Annotated in this window: 13 protein-coding genes and 1 pseudogene; 12 read left to right on the top strand and 2 right to left on the bottom strand. The window is 69.9% G+C overall.

Translation table 11 applies throughout. The features are described 5' to 3' along the window. The 5 genes and pseudogenes from JJ683_RS19470 to JJ683_RS15120 form a co-directional block, all read left to right on the top strand. Positions 1-336: pseudogene (locus tag JJ683_RS19470) on the top strand (hypothetical protein); the annotation flags it as partial. Beyond that, complete coding sequence (locus JJ683_RS15135) at positions 329-1924, top strand: SCO6880 family protein (protein ID WP_242474751.1); 1596 nt, start codon at positions 329-331, stop codon at positions 1922-1924. The pseudogene JJ683_RS19470 and the gene JJ683_RS15135, both read left to right, overlap by 8 nt. Positions 1925-1940: 16 nt before the next feature. After that, the gene (locus JJ683_RS15130) at positions 1941-3467 is read left to right on the top strand and encodes an ATP/GTP-binding protein (RefSeq protein ID WP_200175354.1); all 1527 of its coding nucleotides are present in this window, start codon (positions 1941-1943) and stop codon (positions 3465-3467) included. Further along, positions 3467-5242, top strand: coding sequence for a type IV secretory system conjugative DNA transfer family protein (locus JJ683_RS15125; protein WP_200175353.1), 1776 nt, complete (start codon positions 3467-3469; stop codon positions 5240-5242). The genes JJ683_RS15130 and JJ683_RS15125 overlap by 1 nt, the downstream gene beginning before the upstream one ends. Then, complete coding sequence (locus tag JJ683_RS15120) at positions 5235-5798, top strand: hypothetical protein (protein ID WP_200175352.1); 564 nt, start codon at positions 5235-5237, stop codon at positions 5796-5798. The genes JJ683_RS15125 and JJ683_RS15120 overlap by 8 nt, the downstream gene beginning before the upstream one ends. Before the next feature lie 142 nt (positions 5799-5940). Here the strand turns inward: JJ683_RS15120 and mobF are convergent, their stop codons facing one another. Next, entirely contained in the window at positions 5941-10572 is a 4632-nt protein-coding gene (gene mobF, locus JJ683_RS15115; protein WP_242474753.1) for a MobF family relaxase, read from the bottom strand. A 270-nt stretch (positions 10573-10842) separates the two neighbouring features. Here mobF and JJ683_RS15110 point away from each other — a divergent pair, with 270 nt between their 5' ends. The 6 genes from JJ683_RS15110 (at position 10843) to JJ683_RS15085 (ending at position 14754) form a co-directional block, all read left to right on the top strand. Then, a complete protein-coding gene (locus tag JJ683_RS15110) occupies positions 10843-11349 on the top strand; it encodes a hypothetical protein (protein ID WP_200175345.1) in 507 nt (168 codons plus the stop codon). Then, complete coding sequence (locus JJ683_RS15105) at positions 11346-11849, top strand: PH domain-containing protein (protein WP_207280268.1); 504 nt, start codon at positions 11346-11348, stop codon at positions 11847-11849. Before JJ683_RS15110 ends, JJ683_RS15105 begins: the two co-directional genes overlap by 4 nt. Before the next feature lie 15 nt (positions 11850-11864). After that, entirely contained in the window at positions 11865-12311 is a 447-nt protein-coding gene (locus tag JJ683_RS15100; protein ID WP_200175342.1) for a hypothetical protein, read from the top strand. Between the two features lie 309 nt (positions 12312-12620). Next, positions 12621-12791, top strand: coding sequence for a hypothetical protein (locus JJ683_RS15095; RefSeq protein WP_200175340.1), 171 nt, complete (start codon positions 12621-12623; stop codon positions 12789-12791). 77 nt (positions 12792-12868) lie between these two features. Next, positions 12869-13099, top strand: a complete 231-nt coding sequence (locus tag JJ683_RS15090) for a hypothetical protein (protein ID WP_200175338.1) — start codon at positions 12869-12871, stop codon at positions 13097-13099. Between the two features lie 473 nt (positions 13100-13572). Beyond that, a complete protein-coding gene (locus JJ683_RS15085; RefSeq protein WP_200175335.1) occupies positions 13573-14754 on the top strand; it encodes an ATP-binding protein in 1182 nt (393 codons plus the stop codon). A gap of 376 nt (positions 14755-15130) precedes the next feature. Here the strand turns inward: JJ683_RS15085 and JJ683_RS15080 are convergent, their stop codons facing one another. Next, positions 15131-15424 carry a DUF4193 domain-containing protein gene (locus JJ683_RS15080; RefSeq protein ID WP_200175333.1) on the bottom strand — a complete coding sequence of 98 codons (294 nt, stop codon included), beginning with the start codon at positions 15422-15424 and terminating at the stop codon, positions 15131-15133. A gap of 200 nt (positions 15425-15624) precedes the next feature. On the opposite strand from JJ683_RS15080, the gene JJ683_RS15075 reads away from it, so the two are divergent. Continuing rightward, positions 15625-16395 carry a DUF4396 domain-containing protein gene (locus JJ683_RS15075; protein WP_242474752.1) on the top strand — a complete coding sequence of 257 codons (771 nt, stop codon included), beginning with the start codon at positions 15625-15627 and terminating at the stop codon, positions 16393-16395. Positions 16396-16706 lie beyond the last annotated feature (311 nt).

Raw genomic sequence — 16706 nt, 5'->3', positions numbered from 1 at the left:
GGCATGGGCGCCGCCGCCGGCGGCGGCGGTGCCTCGGGTGGTTCCAGGCCGGGAGGGTCGGCGTCGACGCAGCAGGCGGCGGCAGCCGGACGTAAACACAGCGGCGCCGCCGCCGGCGGCGGGGGCCGTGGCGGGGGGTCGTCAGTGGGCGGTCATGCCCTCGGCGCGGCCAAGGCCGGCGGTCGCGGCATCGGCGCGGCCGGACGACTCACCAAGGCCGCTGCCGCCGGCGGTATCCCGATCGCCGTATCCGCGGCTGGCGCCGCGATGAACAAGGCCGCCTCGTCGGCCCAATCCGCACCGAACCGGGCCGATGGAGGTGTCCAAGATGAGTGAGCAGCGCACCTCGATGCTCGGCCGCGAATCGGCCAGCCGCGGCCGCATGGGCATCGCCGAACCGGTTCTCGCCGCGTATGTGATCGTGACCGTGCTGTGCCTGGCGGTGTACGTCATCGTCGGCCAATCGTGGTGGACGCTGGGGTTCATCGCATTGGTCGCGGTATCCACGGTGGCCGTGACCCTGTCGCGGCCCGGGCACCAGTCGCCCGCCGAAGGGTGGGTGCACCGGCTGCGGGACCGACGCCGGCGGCGGGACGGCGAACACCTCTACGTCGGCGCCGCCGACCCGGACTACGGGCGGGCCGGCGTCGACCCCGGCTGGGCCCAGCCGGTGCCGCTGGGCAAGGTCGACCCGGTCGAGGTCGCCGGCACCGGCCTGGACGAGATGTTCATCCTGGAACACCGGCCCGAAGGCGAAGACCACTACTTCTCGGTGGTCCTGTCGATCCAGGGACTCGCCGCCGGTTTGCGCTCGGACGCCGAGTGGGCCGCCGCGCAGGGGCAGTTCGGGGCGGCGATGGCGTCGATGGCCCGGCGCAGCTCCCTGGTCACCGGCTGGGGCATGGTGCACCGGTCGGTGCCGGCCGACCTGTGGCCGCACGAAGCGTGGATCACCGCCCGGGTGCGGGCGAACCCGGCCGCGGCCGCGTCGGCCCCGGCGGCCGCGGCCTACGGGCAGACGATCGACGAACTCGCCCCGCACGTCGAGGAACACCGCGCCTACGGGGTGCTGATCTTCCGCCGCACCCGCGCCTTCGAGAAAGAGGCCAGCCGCGTCGCGGGCCGCAAGGGGGCACCGGTGCGCGGCGGCATCGCCCAGGTGATCCGCGACGAAACCGCCCGGGCGGTCGCTTCATTGTCGGCGGCCCGCATGGGGCAGGTGACCGTGCTCGGCGAGCAGCGGGCGTGCGCAGTGTTCCGGTCGTTCCTGGACCCGTCGTACCCGCTCGACGAGCACGCCGGCGCGGACTTCGACAACTGCTGGCCGTCCTATGTCGGCGGCGACGAGGCAATGGTCGTCGCCGGCCGCGACGGGGATTGGTACACCCGCGCCGGCACGATCCACCCGGCAGACATTCAGCCGGTCGAGCTCGGGCCGCTGTGGCACGCGAGCGTGCTCACCGGTGTCGAGCCCGATGAGGGCGACGACGAGGTACCCCCGGCGCCGACGATCCGCACCGTGGCGGTGCGCCTGGATTTAATCGAGGCCGGCCGTGCCCGTTCGGACGCGAAGAAGCACGTCACGCAGGACGCGGCCCGGCGGCTGAAGGAGGAGAAGCAGGGCCGGATCACCGACGGCGGCTCGGAGATGCAGCAGGGCGCCTCGGAGCGGCGCCGCGCCGATCTGATGCCCGGCACCGGCCATCACGGCGGCGTGTTCACCATGTCGGTCGCGGTGACCGGCCGCGACGCCGACGACGTGCTGCGCGGCTGCGCCCGCGTGGAGGCCGCCGCCGACGAGGCCGGCATCGACCGGATCGACTGGCACGACGACAGCCACGACGTGGCCGTGTTCGCCACGCTGCCGCTGGGGCGCGGTTTGGCCGGCTCGAAGCTGACCCGCGAAACCAACCCGCTGCGCTGAAGAGAAGGGAACGCCTATGACGATCACCCGCGACACTGAACGGCCCACGCGTGGCGGCGAAGATGCGGCGGCCGCCGGTGGCAGCTCGGCGGGCCTGCCGTGGCACACGATTGTCCCGTTCTACTCGCTGCTGGCCCGCCGTACGACGACCGCCGTACCGGATGCGCCGGAGAACCCGGAGTCCGCGGCGCGGCGGCGGCCGCCGCCGCGCCGGTCGAAATGGCTCGACCGGTGGGGCTGGTACGAGCACCGCGCTGCCGGCGCCTACACCACGACCCGGCAGGCCGAAGTGCTCAATCTCGCCACCCAGCGCCGCGACGCCCGCTCGGAAGGGGTGCTGTTCGGGCTGAACAAGCTCTCGCAGTCGTTGGTGATCATCGACCCGTTCGCCCTCTACGGCGACGAGATCGAGAACATCAACGTGTGCGCCATCGGCGACATCGGCAAGGGCAAGTCCTCCGGGATCAAGACCGGGTTCGTACTGCGCCAGATCGCCGCAGGCCGCCGCGTGGTGGTGCTCGACAAGAAGCGCCAGGGCGCCTCGGGCGGCGAGTACACCCCGATCGCCCGCGAGCTCGGCGCCGCGTCGGTGCGCTTCCGCACCGGCGGGGGAGGGGCGTCGCTGAACCTGCTCGATCCGGCGATCGCCGCGACCGGGCAGACCGGCGGCGGAGTCGACCCGGCCGGACAGAACGCCCTGGTCGCCGCGGTGTTGGAGGACACGATGGGCCGGACTTTGTCCGAGCGCGAGTACGCGGCGCTCAACCGGGGCCTGCGCGTGGTCACCGGCCGGGCCGCCGCGGCCGGGGTCGAGGCGACCGCCGCGGACCTGGCCGGCGAGATGTTGTCCCCGTCGACGCGCACTGCCGACGGCGACGTGGCCGATGACTTCGGCGAGCTGTGGGAGGACGAGGCCCGCCGGTGGGGCCGCGATCCGGGACTGGCGCTGCGCCGGTTGTGCGACGGCGACCTGAAAGGGCTGGTCGATCAGCCCACCAGCCCGGACGTGCGGGCCGCGTTGGAGCATCCGCTGGTGCATTTCGATGTCTCCGAGATGCCGACCAAGGGTCCGGCGTTGCGGGTGATCATGACAGTGATCCACACGTGGCTGGCGAACGTGCTGGCCACCCGCGCCGATCACCACGAGCAAACCCTGCTGGTGGTCGAGGAGGGCTGGCACATCGCCGGCGGGTCCACCGGGCAGGTGTTCCACGACAATATGAAGCTCTCCCGCGGCCTCGGATTGTCGACGGTGTCGGCGTTCCACCACATTTCCGATCTGCCGGCCGAATCGCCGGCGCGGGCGCTGATGAAAGAAGCCGGGATCGTTTTGCTCTACGGGCAGGAACGTTACGAGGACGCGGCCGAGGCGGTGGCGATGTATCACCTGCCGCCGGGAACCGAAGAAACGCTGATGAACCTGCCCAAGGGGCATTGCCTGGTCAAATACGGATCACAGGACCCGATGCTCGTCGAGCATGTGCGCTCGTCGACCGAGCAGCGGCTCACCGATACCGACGCGATCATCAAGGGGGAGCAGTGATGAGTACACCGGCGTCGCGCTCGGAGCAGCAGATCATGCCGATCTGGTTCGCCCCCGTGGCCACACTCCTAGTCGGGGTCGTGGTGGCCGTCGTGGGGGGCGGCGTGCTGGCGGAGGTGCTGTCTGGTGTTGGAGTGGTGTGGCCGCCGCACGGACTCGTCGGCGTCGGACAGCTCCTCGCCGGGTTGGTCTCGTCGGCGTCCGACCCGGGGGCGGCGTGGGCGCCGCACCCCTCGCCCGGCTCCCCGGTGATCGTGTGGGCGTGCATCGGCGTGGTCGGCGCCGTCTACACCGCGGCCGCAATCAGCGTGGCGGTGTGGCTGTCGGGCCGGCGGATGGACCGCCGCCATGCCCGCGAAGGTTTCGCCGGCGCCGCCGAGCTGCGCCGCCGGTCGTTGACGGAGGCCAAGGCCCGCGAGGGCGGGTTCGCGGCCCGCGTGTCCCTCGCCGGCCTGCCCCGCCACCAGCGCCGCCAGGTTCCCAGCAGTGACCTCGCTGTCGACGTGGGTCACGTCGTCGGCGCCCGCGAACACATGTGGGCTCAGTTCCGTGATGGTGCGCTAGTCGAGGGACCGACCGGGTCGGGCAAAACCTGGCGCATCGCCTGGCACCGGGTCATCGGCGCCCCGGGCTTCTGCCTGGCCACGACCACCAAGCCCGACCTGTTGTGGTCGACGGTGGCCGAACGGGCCGAGCGCGGAGACGTGTACGTGTTCGACCCGGAGAACATCTGCGCCTGGCCGTACCGGCTGCGCTGGTCGATCATCGCCGGCTGCGACGACCCGGACACGGCGCTGCGCCGCGCCGAAGCGCTCGTGCAGGCCATGCCCATCGACGACGCCAAGAACGGCGCCTACTTCACCGCGAAGTCGATCGTGCTCATGCGCTGCTACCTGTACGCCGCCGCCCGCCTCGATGCGTCACTGCGCACGCTGCGCACGTGGGCGTCGCGCAGGCAGGTCCCCGAGGTGCGGGAGGTGCTGACCCGCGAACGCCCCGATTGGGCCGCCGAACTCGAACAGACCCTCGGGTCGAGCGCGGACAGCTCCGAGGACATCATCGGCGCCACGTCCAGGCTGCTCGAACCGCTCGCATCCCCGGCGCTGATGGACGCGCTCGACGTGCCGGTAGCCGACTCGGCCGATCTGCGCTCGATCATCGCCGACGGCACCAACACGCTGTATCTGCTCTCGGAGGGGTCGTCGGCGTCGGCGGCCCCGTTCGTCGCCGCCCTGGCCGCCGAGGTACACCACGTCGCCAAGCAACACGCGCTGAGCCTGCCGGGGGAGCGCTTGGACCCGCCCGCCATGCTGGTGCTCGACGAACTCAACAACGTCGCGCCTATCCCGCGGCTGCCGTCGCTCATCACCGACAGTGGGGGCCGCGGGCTGTGTATCTGGGGTTTCGTGCATTCCGAGGCGCAGAACAAGGACCGGTGGGGCCAGGTCGGGGGCCGGCGGCTCACGACCGAATCGCCCATGCGGATCGTGCTTCCGGGGCTGGCGGACGACCAGGAGCTCGCCTCCTTATCGCGGCTCATCGGCGACCGCGACGACTTCTACAGCCGCCAGGCCGGGCCGCGGCGGGTGCCGATCCTGCCGGCCGCAGAGATCCGTCAGATGCCCGCCGACCGAGCCCTGGTGATCTACCGCGGCGCGAAACCGGCGCTCGTGTCGCTGCCCACGGTGTGGGACACGCCGGCCCTGCGGGAGCGTGTCACCGCTTCCCGCGACTACTACGAGTCGCACTACCGACAGGAGCCCGCTCATGCGTGACTATGTGCCCGGACCGTACGACCTCGACGCGATGCCCGAAGCCCGGGCCGCCGCCGTGCTCGGCGAACTGGCCGACTGGGTGGAGTGGCTACGGCGCATCTACGAGCTCGACGCGATCAAACCGTGCTGGTGGCGCCACCCGGCGCTGGTGCGTGAACTGCTCGCCGCGTTCGTGCGGTGGCGCGACGCCTACCAGCACGGCGCGGCGGAATCTGCCCCGTTCGCGTGGCATAGTGACGTGTTACGCCCCCTGGCGGCCCGCCTGGGCGAGATTACGAACATGGAGTCGTGCACGCCCAGCGGGTGCGGGTTGCGCCCGTCTCCCCCCGCCCGAGACCCGGAGTTGGCGGTGTTCCTCGCCCAGCTCGCCGATGGTACTGCGGCACTGGGCGATACGCTGCCCACGTGGGAGGTCGGTCATGAACGCATGCTCGACCTCATCGACGCCGGCGAGGCGCAATCTGATGATCCCGGCGACCCGTACGCGCCGGTGACCTACCAGGGCCACCAGTGGGCGTTCGACCATAACCAGGCGGTGTTTCGCCGCCGCATATAAGACTCGGGGCGGCTCGTGTGGGCCCGCGGCTGGCACCGCCCTGCCGGCCGCACCAGCCCGGCCCGCAAGGTCGCCCCGTTCTGCCCCCGCGCAGGTGTCCCGACCAGGACTGCGCGGGGGCCTTTTACGTGCTGAGGACGGCCTAGGACAGGCCGCGGCCGCGCCGCGGCCCGTCGATACCGGGGCTGCGCTGCGGCGCGTGATCGGTGGTGCGCTCGCGCTCCCGCTGGTCCTGGGTATTGCTCTGGGCGAGGCGGTCGCGTTCGCGTTGGGCCTGCTCGCGGGCCCGCTGGCGCGCGTGTTGTGCTTGGGCGTCGAGCTGGTCGGTGTTGGCCTGGTGCACACGGGCGTACGCGGATTGTGCGGCCCGTCCCTCGGGGCGACGCCCGGCCAGACTCGCGGTGTCGGTGACCTGATGGGTCTGCCGATACATATCGGCCTCGGCGGCCGCGGTATCCCACTGGCGGGCCAGGTCGGCGGCGGAGGGCCGGGGCCCGAGTTCGTTCGTCCATGCAGGCGCGGACTCACCGTCGTAGCGTTCACCTGCGGCGGCCCGCAGCTGCGCGTAGGTGTCGGCGAGTTGCTGGTAGTGGGCGTCGAGCCGGTCCGCCAACACCGGGTCGACCTGGCGGGCGTCGACCGGGGGCGGGGCGATCCAGTCGGGGGTGGCGCCGATCGTGCCCACGGGCGGGGCGGTGTCGAGGAGAGCGTCGAGCCGGGCGACCGAGGCGTCTTCTCCGGCGCGCGCGGCGAGCTGGCGGGCCATATCGGCGGCCGGCTCGCCGGTGACCTGCTGGCGGGTGATCATCCGCTCGGCGACTGCGTCCCAGCGGGGATCGTCGAAGTGCTGCGCCGCGGCCGGCAGTGCCCCGGTGATCGCGTCGCGGTTCTCGTCGAGCCAGGCGGCGCGCTGCTCGCGGCACTGCTGCTGGATCATTGGCCCTGCCGCCGCGGCCAGGGTCGCAGCGCTTTCGGGTGCGGCGCCGTCGGCGACGGCGCGCAGCACGGGTACCGGGTCGATACCGGCGGCGTGGGCGACGCGGGCCTGCCGGCCGACACGCCAGGCCACCGGATCGTCGGCGAGCCGGGCGGCGTCGGACTCGCCGAACGCCGTGGTGAGCACCGCGCTGGTGCGGGCCCGGTCGATTTCGTCGCGGGCGTCCTGGTAGGTCTCGAACGCGGTGGCGGTCTGTCCGGCGACGGAGTCTGCGGCGGGCTGGCGGATATCGAGCTCGCCACGGATACGCGCGGCGAACTCGCGTAGCTGCGTATCGGTCGCCTCGGTCGGCGGTGGCAGCGGAGGCAGCGGGGCCCCGGCAGCGTCGGGGAAGGTGACCTGCGATGCGAGAGCGGCCGCCGCGTCGGCGGCATCGGAAAGGCCATGGCGCCATTCGCTGTCGATCGGCGCATCTCCACCGGCCGAGCCGCGGGCTGTGCTGATGGCGCGGGCCTGGGCTTCGGCCCGGCGGATCGCGCGTGTCCACTCGGCGTCGATCCGCTGCTCGCCGCGCAGCAGTGCCATGTCCACATCGCCGCCGGCGTCGTAGACGGCGGCAAGTTTGCTGGCGAGCTGTGTCCTCCCGCTGCGGCTGGCGGTCGCGGCGACGGCGGCAGGCAGACCGGACAGCCAGGCGTCGATCCGGCCGGTGATGTAGGCGTCACGGTCGCCGGAAAGCCGCGCGTAGGCGGCCTGGTACGCCTCGCGCAGCCGCTGCGGATCGTGCGCTTCTTCGAGCGCCGCCGCGAGCTGTTCGGTGGCCGACTTCTGGTGGGTATCGGTGACAACGATGTTCTCGAGTACCGCCCGGGCCGCGTCGGCGTCACCGGCGGGTTGGTCCGGAATCTCGCCGAGATGCATGCCCTCGGTATCCGGGCCCACATAGGAATCGAGCGGCACCCACACGGCGTTCTCGCTGCGCCCGCGGGTGAGACCCACATACAGCGCGGACCGGTCCATGCCCGGACCGGCGAGAACCTTCGCGGTGTCGACGGTCATGCCCTGGGCGCGGTGGATCGTCGCGGCGTAGCCGAGTTCGGTGTGCGCGGCGACGTAGCCGGCGGGCAGCACGATCTGCCCGCCCGAGTCGATGCTGCGCACCGCCAGCGACCCGTCTTCTCCGACGGCTTCGACCGCGAACAGATCGCCGTTGGCGACCCGGCGGCCGCGGCCGCGGCCGCCGGTCAGGCGCAGATGGTCGGCGTTGACGCGGGTGATGATCGTATCGCCGATACCGGCGGTCAACTCGTCGGATAGCCGCACGCTGTCGGCGGAATCCACCGCCCCGTCGCGCCGGTAGATCGCCTGTATATCGGCGTTGAGCGCGGCCACATCATCGCGGGTGGACGCGAGGATCACCGTCGACGCGCCAGCCTCCCTATCGGCCAGATACGCCTCCACAACACGATCGCGCACCTCGGTGCCGGTGCCGTGATGCACCCACCCGCGCCCCGCATACAGGTCGAGCGCTGCGGTGTCGCCGGTGCGCAGGGCGAGGGATGCCTCGGCCTGCTCGATGTCGTCGCCGAAGCGCACGACTGTATCGAGCATGGGCGCACTGGTGCGCTCTGCGAGCAGCCGGAACGCGCCGCCGGTTTCGACGGCGTCGAGCTGCGCCGGATCGCCCAAGAGTCGCACGATCGCGCCGTGAGAAGCGGCGATGTCGGTGAGGGTGGCGAGGTCTTTCGTTGCTGCCAGGGAGGCTTCATCGACCAGCAGCATCGTGCCCTCACTGATGCTGATTCCTTCGGGAAGTGTGCCCGCGGGGCCGGTTTCCCCGCGCCACCGGCGGGTCAGTTTCGCCAGAGTGTAGGCGTCGGCGTCGATGGATTCGCCCAGCTCGATCGCGGCGCGTTTCGACGGGCCCAGCCCGATCACGGTGTGGCCCTCGGCCTGCCAGGCGTCGGCGACAGCGCGCATGGCGGTGGTCTTGCCGGTGCCGGCCGGGCCGACCCCGACCGCGAGTTGTGTGCCGGCTCCGGTGAAGTGCTCGGCCAAGCGGCGTTGTCCCGAGTTGAGCTTGCGGCCCGTGTCGGATTCGACCGCCGTGATGGCGGCCGACACCGTCTCGTCCATGCCAATGTGGGCGGAAGGTTCCCGGGCTGCTTCGAGGAGTTGTTCTTCCGCGTCGAGCACTGCGGTCGAGGTGAACGCTGCGGTGCCGTGGCGCACCGTCACCGCCATCCCGTCCCGGCGAAGCAGCGCTTCGGGAACCTCACCGAGCATCGGCGTCGGGAGCGGAATCGACCGGTCGAACACGCGCTTCGCGATCGCCGTTACGGCGGCATCGCGCTGGGAATGCGAGCGGAAGACGGTGCCGGCCAGGTGGGACTCGATCGCCGAAAGCACGTGCGGTTCCTGCCATGTGGCCCGCGTGTTCTCCACCTGCGCGAGCACGGATTCTGCGGACTGATCGAACATGGCCGTCGTGCTCAGATACCCCGTCCTCACCTTCGTCGGAGACAGCCGTGACCACACCCGCGACAGGGAAGAGACCTTGCGCTGCCCCCCGAGAAAATCGGCCGCCTGCACGCGCCATCGGTCACGTTTGTCGGACAGAGACGCGGACTCTTGCTTGGAGGCGCGGGTATCGAGATTCGCCTGCTGATACAGCCCATACTGTTCACGCGGACCCGGGGTACGACCAGCGTGGGTGCGTCGGAACTCGACCACCAGAGCGTCATAGGAAACTTCAATCTGGCGGCGCCGAGAGGAGAAATGCTCACACAACTCGCGGGGCACTTCGGCCAGCTCGATCACATCCTGACGGCCCCGCCCCGTCGACCGTGGCAGCAACGAGAACCCCAGCTCACGGGACAACTGGTCCATGATCCGAGCGTTGTAGCGTTGCGACGCGGTCACCGCATACCGATGCAGTGTCGCACCGTCGATGGTGCGCCACCTGCCGTCGCCGGCGGTCTTGACCTTGTTCGATATGGCCGCGTGTGTGTGCAGGTTCGGGTCGCCGTTGCGCGAGTCATAATGCTCATAGAGGGTGGCAATCAGACCGGTCGTATCGACCTGCTCGGTCCCGCCGGCCCCACGCCGCGTGAACACGGCGTTGGCCTCCAACCAGGAGAGAGCGTCGTGAACGTTCTCGGTGTGAATGCGCTCGATCGACCGGCGCGTTCTCTCGTCCCCGAGCGCCCATGCGGTCGAGACTGACTTCGGCGGGGTAAACACCAGATCGAATCCGGCAACCGGCTGATGCGCCGAGTTCGCCCGAGAGGTCACCCACCGGGCAAGCTCGCCCTCGTTGGATGGTGGCCGGCCTTTCATACCGGTGAAGCTCTCCCGATCCGCCTGCGCACACAGCTTCCGGTGCTCGTCCGTGTTCGGCACCCGACCATGCTCGGTGATCCATGCCTCGCGTGCAGCTGTGCGTGCGGCCTGGACGGCGTTGGCGTTCGCATAGTCGGCGAACTTCCGGCCCAGACGCGACTGCCTGTGCACCGCGGCTGCCTTCGTCCGTCCACCGATCTGTGCACTGATCAGAGCGTCAGCGTTCGGGTGCATACCCTCACCGAACAGCGCTTGCATCTGATTCTCGGACACGACGTTCCCTGTGATGATGCGTTTGTCTTCGTCGAGCACAGTGCCGTGCTCCATCTGCCCTAGCGCAGCGAGTCCGCCGCCGAACCAATGGCCAGGCGGGGTTCCGTGCGCGTGGTAGTAGTCGACGAGCTTTTCTCCCCGCGCCAGCTCACGGTCATCGGCAGCAACCTGGCGTGTCAGGTAGCTGTATCCGTCGCCCGCATGGAGCACGTGCAGGGTCATCACGATACCCACTCTAACCGGTCATCGACGTGTCTACGGCGGGTCAGTTCACGCCGTGATGTGGACCGGGAGAGTGGAGCTGTCTGACCAGCATATTCCTCGAACCACTTAATAGTGCAAGAGGTGTGTCCGGTTTGAGAGACCGAGATGCGCGGGTCGTCAGGGGCGCATTGGTCGTGACTGGTCCGGTGACGTGGCCGGGACGCGACCAAAAACGGTGTGGCATGATCACCATCACGTGGTGATCACAACCGGACAGGAGGAGGCGCGATGGCATCAACGGCCGAGCGGGCCGGGGCCCGGGCGCGGGCCCGTGAGCGCATGACCGAACACCTCGCCGCCCGCCGGGAACGCGAGAAGAAGCTCCAGAACGCGCTTGCTGCGTTCTTCCGCACCGACGACAAGCTCGCTACCGCTCGCGCGCGGCGTGACGCCGCCTACGCGCGGGCCGACGAACGCTACACGCGCGACACCGCTGCCACGACGGGCAAGCGGAGCGCACTTATTGTCACGATGCGGGAACTCGGGCAGAGCGTCGCCGACATTGCCGAGTTGACCGGACTGAGCCAGGCGGATGTGCGTGAGCTCCACCGCGCGGCCGGCACCGACAGCGGCCATGCCGTCGACACGTCGACGGAGACCGCTACGGATGCGGCTCCGTCCGGTGGCACCCGGCAGTCGGACGCACACGACGCCGGCACCGCCCCAGCCGCGTCGACACAGCCAGACGACGATAGCGGCACCGGCGGACAGTCCGGGGAGTCTGCCACGGCGTGACCGCACTAGCGATCACCGTCGGCGACGAAGCATCCCGCTTCGCCGCCCACATCACCCGCGGCCCTGGCGTGCGCGACTGCTGGATATGGACTGGCGCCATCGCCGACGACGGCGGCTACGGCCGCTTCTGGTACTCCGCACACCCACCCCGCGTGGTGCGCGCCCACCGCTACGCCCTCGCCGAAGCCTCCGGCGGGTACCTGCCCGCCGGAACTGTCGCCATGCACCTGTGCGACAACCCCGTGTGCGTCCGCGCCCTCGGGGTTGATGACGGGGAAGGGTTAGGCCGGTTCGGGGCGTTGGCCGGTCCGCATGTGGTGGCCGGGACGCAACGCGACAACCTCGCGCTGATGACGATGAAGGGCCGCGTCGGCGCGGCCGCTTTGACCCGGGCGCAGCGCACCGCGCGCTCGCGGGCGCTCCGCGACGCCGTACGGAACGGGTGGGACTCCGACGCTGTCGCACGCGCCTGGTTCGGCGACACACTGACGTTGTTCTAAGGGAAGGGAGAACACATGAACAAGACAATCGGCCGGAGGATCACGGCCGGACTTGCCGGACTCACTGCGGCGGCCGGTGTCGGCGTAGCGTCCGCGCCGGCCGCCGCGGCGGCGCCGGTGCCGCACTACGCGGCGCTCGGTGATCACCTGCTGCTGCCGCCCACCATCGACGGGCGCTGCTACGGCACACTGTTCGTCGACCTGCAAACCACCGCCGACTCGGACGTAGTCGACGTGAACTTCGTCCCTACCGGCACCTACGGGTCCGCACCAGGCTGCGACGTGCGGGTGTACGCGGCGGGGTTGAGCGGCGTTAATCCGGGTGCGCCGATCTACGCGACCGTGTCCGGCGGGACGACCACCGTGCCGATTCACGCCGGTCGTGGACTTTCGCTGGTGTCCGTCTCAGCCGTGCAGCCGTTCGGCATGGGCGGCGGCGGCTATGTGTGGCTCGCCCCGTGATCGGAGCGGTAATCGCCGGCCCCTTGTCCGACAGCGACGATGCTGTGGACCATCTCGTCGACTGGACCGGATGGGAGTGGGCGGGTTGCACGCTCCTGACAGTGGTCGCGGCATCCGCCGCCGTGGTGCTGGCCGTGCTCACTCTGGTCAGCGCCACCAGCGCTCGGCATGACGACGCGTTCGGCGCACCGGTTCTGCTGGGTCTCCTGTCTCTGGCCGTGGCGCTGGCGTACGGCGCCGGCATCCACGCGGTGGCGATGCGCTGCACGATCTGGAACCTGGAACCGGGCATGGCTGCTCATCATCGCGGTGACCGCGGCCCCGGTAGCTGTGATGGGGGTGGTGATGGGCATCGTCGATTCACTGCGCCGCATGGCCGCGTCGATCCCGATGAGCCTCGGCAGGTTCGTGGTCGCCTCCCTCGTCCTCATCGGCGCCGGGCTGGTGATCGCCAAATCTCAGAATGCGCCTGGCCGGTAGCCGTCCGGCGGCAATCGCATCCTGTCGGTGGCGACTGATACACAGAGCGCACGACACGACACGGATGGGAGGCCATCGTGGAGTTCCTGGCGCTGCTCGGGCTCGGATTGTTGTTGGTGTGGGCCGTCGGCGGTGCGCTCGCGCGTGTCGGTGGCGGGCTGCTCGTGATCGAGGAGCTTGGCCGCATGGTGATCGACGGCGTGACCACGCGCACCCTGTGGCTGCTGGCCGCAGGGTGGGGCTGTGGCTGTTCGGGCACTGGCACCATGCAGCCAAGCACGGCTTGTGGCGGTCCAGCTTCGGTCTGAAGGTGTTCAGCCTGCCTGTACTGCATCGACTGGCGCCGATCGCCACGAATCACAAGCCCCGCCGGGCGGGCCGTGGCGCTTCCGGGTGGGTCTACGATGCCCCGCCGGCGGCGTGATCCACACCGGACCTGTGGGCGCGGATCACTGCGACTGTTCTGTCTGAGTGTGCCCATCGAGGGTAGGGGGATCGTCGAGTCACCTGTTGAGCGTCACCGGCGTTGGGGGCGGTCCTGTCGCTCCGGGGGAAGATGCCCATTCCTCGATATCCGGCGAGCGACGGCCCGCTACGGCTCGTCGGAGTTCGATGGCGGCGCCGCCAGAGCCGCCTCGCTAGCACGCCGGACAACCGGGCGCACCACCGGAGCCGGCGGGCAGGCCAGTGGCCTCCTGGATACTTCTACCGGGATCTACATGGTTATAGTTATTCAAGGTATAACCAGGGATATGTGGGTAGAACACGAAGGAGCCGGCACATGCGCCCCGAGCTGAACCCCTTCACCCCGGGATCGGGGCTGCGTCCGCCCGCCCTCGAGGGACGTGGCAAACAGATCGACGACTTCGATTTGCTCATTGCTCGCAGTAAGAGGCGCCAGTACGACCGCGGCATGATGCTCTCCGGGCTTCGCGGTGTCGGGAAGACCGTGCTGCTCAACCGGCTCGCCGAACACGCAGAGAACCAGGGCTGGATGGTCGCCCAGATGGAGGCCCGCGCCACCGACGTCGGCGTCACCGTCTCGCGGCGCAGGCTCATCGGCGAGCTGCGCCGCGGCGTGCAACGCTACAGCCGCCGCCACGATCTGCAGAAGAAGCTGCAGCCGGTACTCGAGTTCGTCGAACGACTGCACCTGACGCTCGCGGCCGGCCCCGGCGGGGTCACGGTGACCGCGGGACGCGGGGGCCAACCTGCCATGCCGACGATGGACTGGGAGTACGAGTTCGAGACCCTCGTCGAGGACATCGGTGCGATCCTCGCCAAGCACGGCAGTGCACTGGGGGTGTTCATCGACGAGCTCCAGGACATCGACGACGCCACACTCGAGTCGCTGCTCGCCGTGCAGCACACCGCAAGCCAACGGGGATGGCCGTTCTTCCTCGTCGGCGCCGGCCTCCCCAACCTGCCGTCACGGCTCGCCGAGTGCCGATCCTATGCGGAACGTCAGTTCGCGTTCTCCACGATCGGCGCGCTCGCACCGGCCGACGCGAGTGACGCTCTCACCGTCCCTATCCGCGAGGTGGGGGGCGATCTCAGCGGTGAGGCACGCGAGATACTGCTCCACGCGGCCGACGGATACCCCTACTTCCTGCAGGAATACGGCAAGGCGGTCTGGGCGGTCGCCGAGACCGTGCCCTTCAGTCCCGAGGACGCGCATCAGGCCGTGGACATGGGCAACATCGAGCTCGACGCCGGGTTCTACCCATCACGCTGGGACCGCACCAACGCCTCCGAGCAGGCATACCTGCGCGGCCTTGCCGAGACCGGCCACGACAGCCCCCGGTCGAGTGATGTCGCCGCCCGCATCGGCAAGACCGGGTCGAGCGCAAGCCCGATACGCGATTCCCTGATCAAAAAGGGACTGATCTGGGCCCCTGAATACGGGCGGATCGCGTTCACCGTCCCGGGCATGGCCGCCTTCATCCACCGGCAACCCCTGTGAGAGCACGTCCGCCCGCTCCTTCGGATGGTCACCACCGCACCCGGAAGCACCGGCCCCGGCCGTAGCCCACCGTCCGCCGCAGGATCGCGTGATGCCGCGTTATCGCGGTACCAGGTGCCGGCGCCGATGTCTCCCGACGGGATCGCGGTGACCGGCGGGGTTCCGGGGGTGTATGTGGTAATCGCCCATTATCGTCGGCCACCCCGCACACACCGGACAGCACGCGGTCCGGCCGCCCGGCACCGCCGCAACTGGCCCACAAGTATCGGTTCCTGGCCTTCCTGCCGGTGCCCGCAGCCACGGTAGGCGGGGACGATTCATAGCCGGAACGTCGACGCCTGCCTGATCATGGCGGCATTGTGCGAGGGCGGCGGGCTTATCCGACGCAGTCGGTGCACAGCATCGTCCCGTCGTCATTGACCTTCCCGGCCTGCGACCGGTGGTGCACGAGGAAACACCCCATGCACACAAACTCGCCGTCCTGCCGGGGGACGACTGTGGCCGAGAACTCCTCGCCCGACAGGTCCGCCCCGGGCAGCTCATACGATTCGACAATGTCCCCGTCGTCCAGATCGCCGCCGGGTGACTGCGACCGGCGGGGAATCGGTGTGTCGATGTGCTCGGACGCACCGTCTTCGCGGGTGCGCGGCGCATCGTAATCGGTAGGCATAGCGTGTCCTTTCGTCCGCGGGCCCGGCGGCAACGTCGATGTGCCCGCGTCGAGTTCGGCCTTATCGGGTGGGTGTTTTACCCGGCGGCTGTGATGCGTATGCGGGATGCCCGTGCACGGTAGCCGAACGGTGAGGGATCTCGTTGCATCGCCGCCGGCCGCGGCGGCTGCGGCGTGCCCGCCGCTAGTGTTGGGTCTTGATGACGATGCTCTCCGGAAGCGATTTTCCTTCCTGGCTGGTCGGCCTGGCATGGGCGAGCCTGGCCATCGCGTTCGGCTGCGCAATAGCCGTGGCCGTCGATGTGTATCTCCGCCCGCAGCCGATGGCGGTGATGAACCTCGTCTGGCCGATTTGCGCGCTGTTCGGTTCGGTGCTCTGGCTCGGCGCCTACCTGGCCTGGGGCCGGGCCCCGCGGCCCGCTGCGCGCGCCGGCGGCGGTCACGGGGACATTCCCAGCGGCCCGCTGGGAATGTCGAAGCGGCCCCGCACGACGAGCACGTCCGTGTTCATCGGGACCAGCCATTGCGGCGCCGGCTGCACCTTGGCTGACCTTCTTGTCGAGTGGGTGCTGTTCGGCGCGCCAGCGGTGGCCGTGATCGGGGGGATGCACTGGTTGTTCAACGTGGAGATGTACGCGGCGTGGGTGATCGCCTACGTGGCGGCGCTGGCCATCGGCATCGGCTTCCAATACTTCGGCATCGCCCCTATGAATCCGCGCCGCGGGCGCGCCGGCAACCTGCGGGCGGCCGCCCGTGCCGACGTGCTGTCGCTGACAGCCTGGCAGCTCGGCATGTACGCCACGATGGCACTGGCGCAACTGGCGCTCTTGCCCGCCTGGTTGGGCGGCGCCGCCGCTGTCAGCACCCCCGTGTTCTGGGTGATCATGCAGGTAGCGATGCTCTTCGGTTTCGCCACCTCATTCCCAGTGAACTGGTGGCTGATCCGCACGGGAGTCAAAGACCCCATGTGATACTCGCCGGACTCGCCGTGGCGCGCGAGTCCGGCGGCCACCGCGCTCGCGCACGCTACGATCCCTGTGCGCCGGCACGCCCGGGCGGATGCCGTCACGTCCCTGGCCCTGTCGACGAAACGGCCCGCCGCCGGATACACCAGCGCATACACTCATCGGTGGCTGGGCCCTGACGTTGCCGGGCCGGCCACCCGCCAGCGGCGGCCGCCCCGGTATGGACACGTCCCGGCGCACGGCCGCCGCTGGCCAAGCCTCTTACGTGCCGCCGCCGCGCCCACGAAGTCCCCCGTCAGACCCCCGCAAATCTGAAG

This window comes from Tomitella cavernea (assembly GCF_016599145.1).
Lineage (GTDB): Bacteria > Actinomycetota > Actinomycetes > Mycobacteriales > Mycobacteriaceae > Tomitella > Tomitella cavernae.
This window is presented reverse-complemented; position numbering and strand designations above follow the sequence as displayed.

What these genes read in the sequence shown, in the direction of transcription:
- JJ683_RS15135 (WP_242474751.1), top strand. Translation starts at nt 329, where the DNA reads ATGAGTGAGCAGCGCACCTCGATGCTCGGCCGCGAATCGGCCAGCCGC.
- JJ683_RS15130 (WP_200175354.1), top strand. Translation starts at nt 1,941, where the DNA reads ATGACGATCACCCGCGACACTGAACGGCCCACGCGTGGCGGCGAAGAT.
- JJ683_RS15125 (WP_200175353.1), top strand. Translation starts at nt 3,467, where the DNA reads ATGAGTACACCGGCGTCGCGCTCGGAGCAGCAGATCATGCCGATCTGG.
- JJ683_RS15120 (WP_200175352.1), top strand. Translation starts at nt 5,235, where the DNA reads ATGCGTGACTATGTGCCCGGACCGTACGACCTCGACGCGATGCCCGAA.
- mobF (WP_242474753.1), bottom strand. Translation starts at nt 10,572, where the DNA reads ATGACCCTGCACGTGCTCCATGCGGGCGACGGATACAGCTACCTGACA.
- JJ683_RS15110 (WP_200175345.1), top strand. Translation starts at nt 10,843, where the DNA reads ATGGCATCAACGGCCGAGCGGGCCGGGGCCCGGGCGCGGGCCCGTGAG.
- JJ683_RS15100 (WP_200175342.1), top strand. Translation starts at nt 11,865, where the DNA reads ATGAACAAGACAATCGGCCGGAGGATCACGGCCGGACTTGCCGGACTC.
- JJ683_RS15085 (WP_200175335.1), top strand. Translation starts at nt 13,573, where the DNA reads ATGCGCCCCGAGCTGAACCCCTTCACCCCGGGATCGGGGCTGCGTCCG.
- JJ683_RS15080 (WP_200175333.1), bottom strand. Translation starts at nt 15,424, where the DNA reads ATGCCTACCGATTACGATGCGCCGCGCACCCGCGAAGACGGTGCGTCC.
- JJ683_RS15075 (WP_242474752.1), top strand. Translation starts at nt 15,625, where the DNA reads ATGACGATGCTCTCCGGAAGCGATTTTCCTTCCTGGCTGGTCGGCCTG.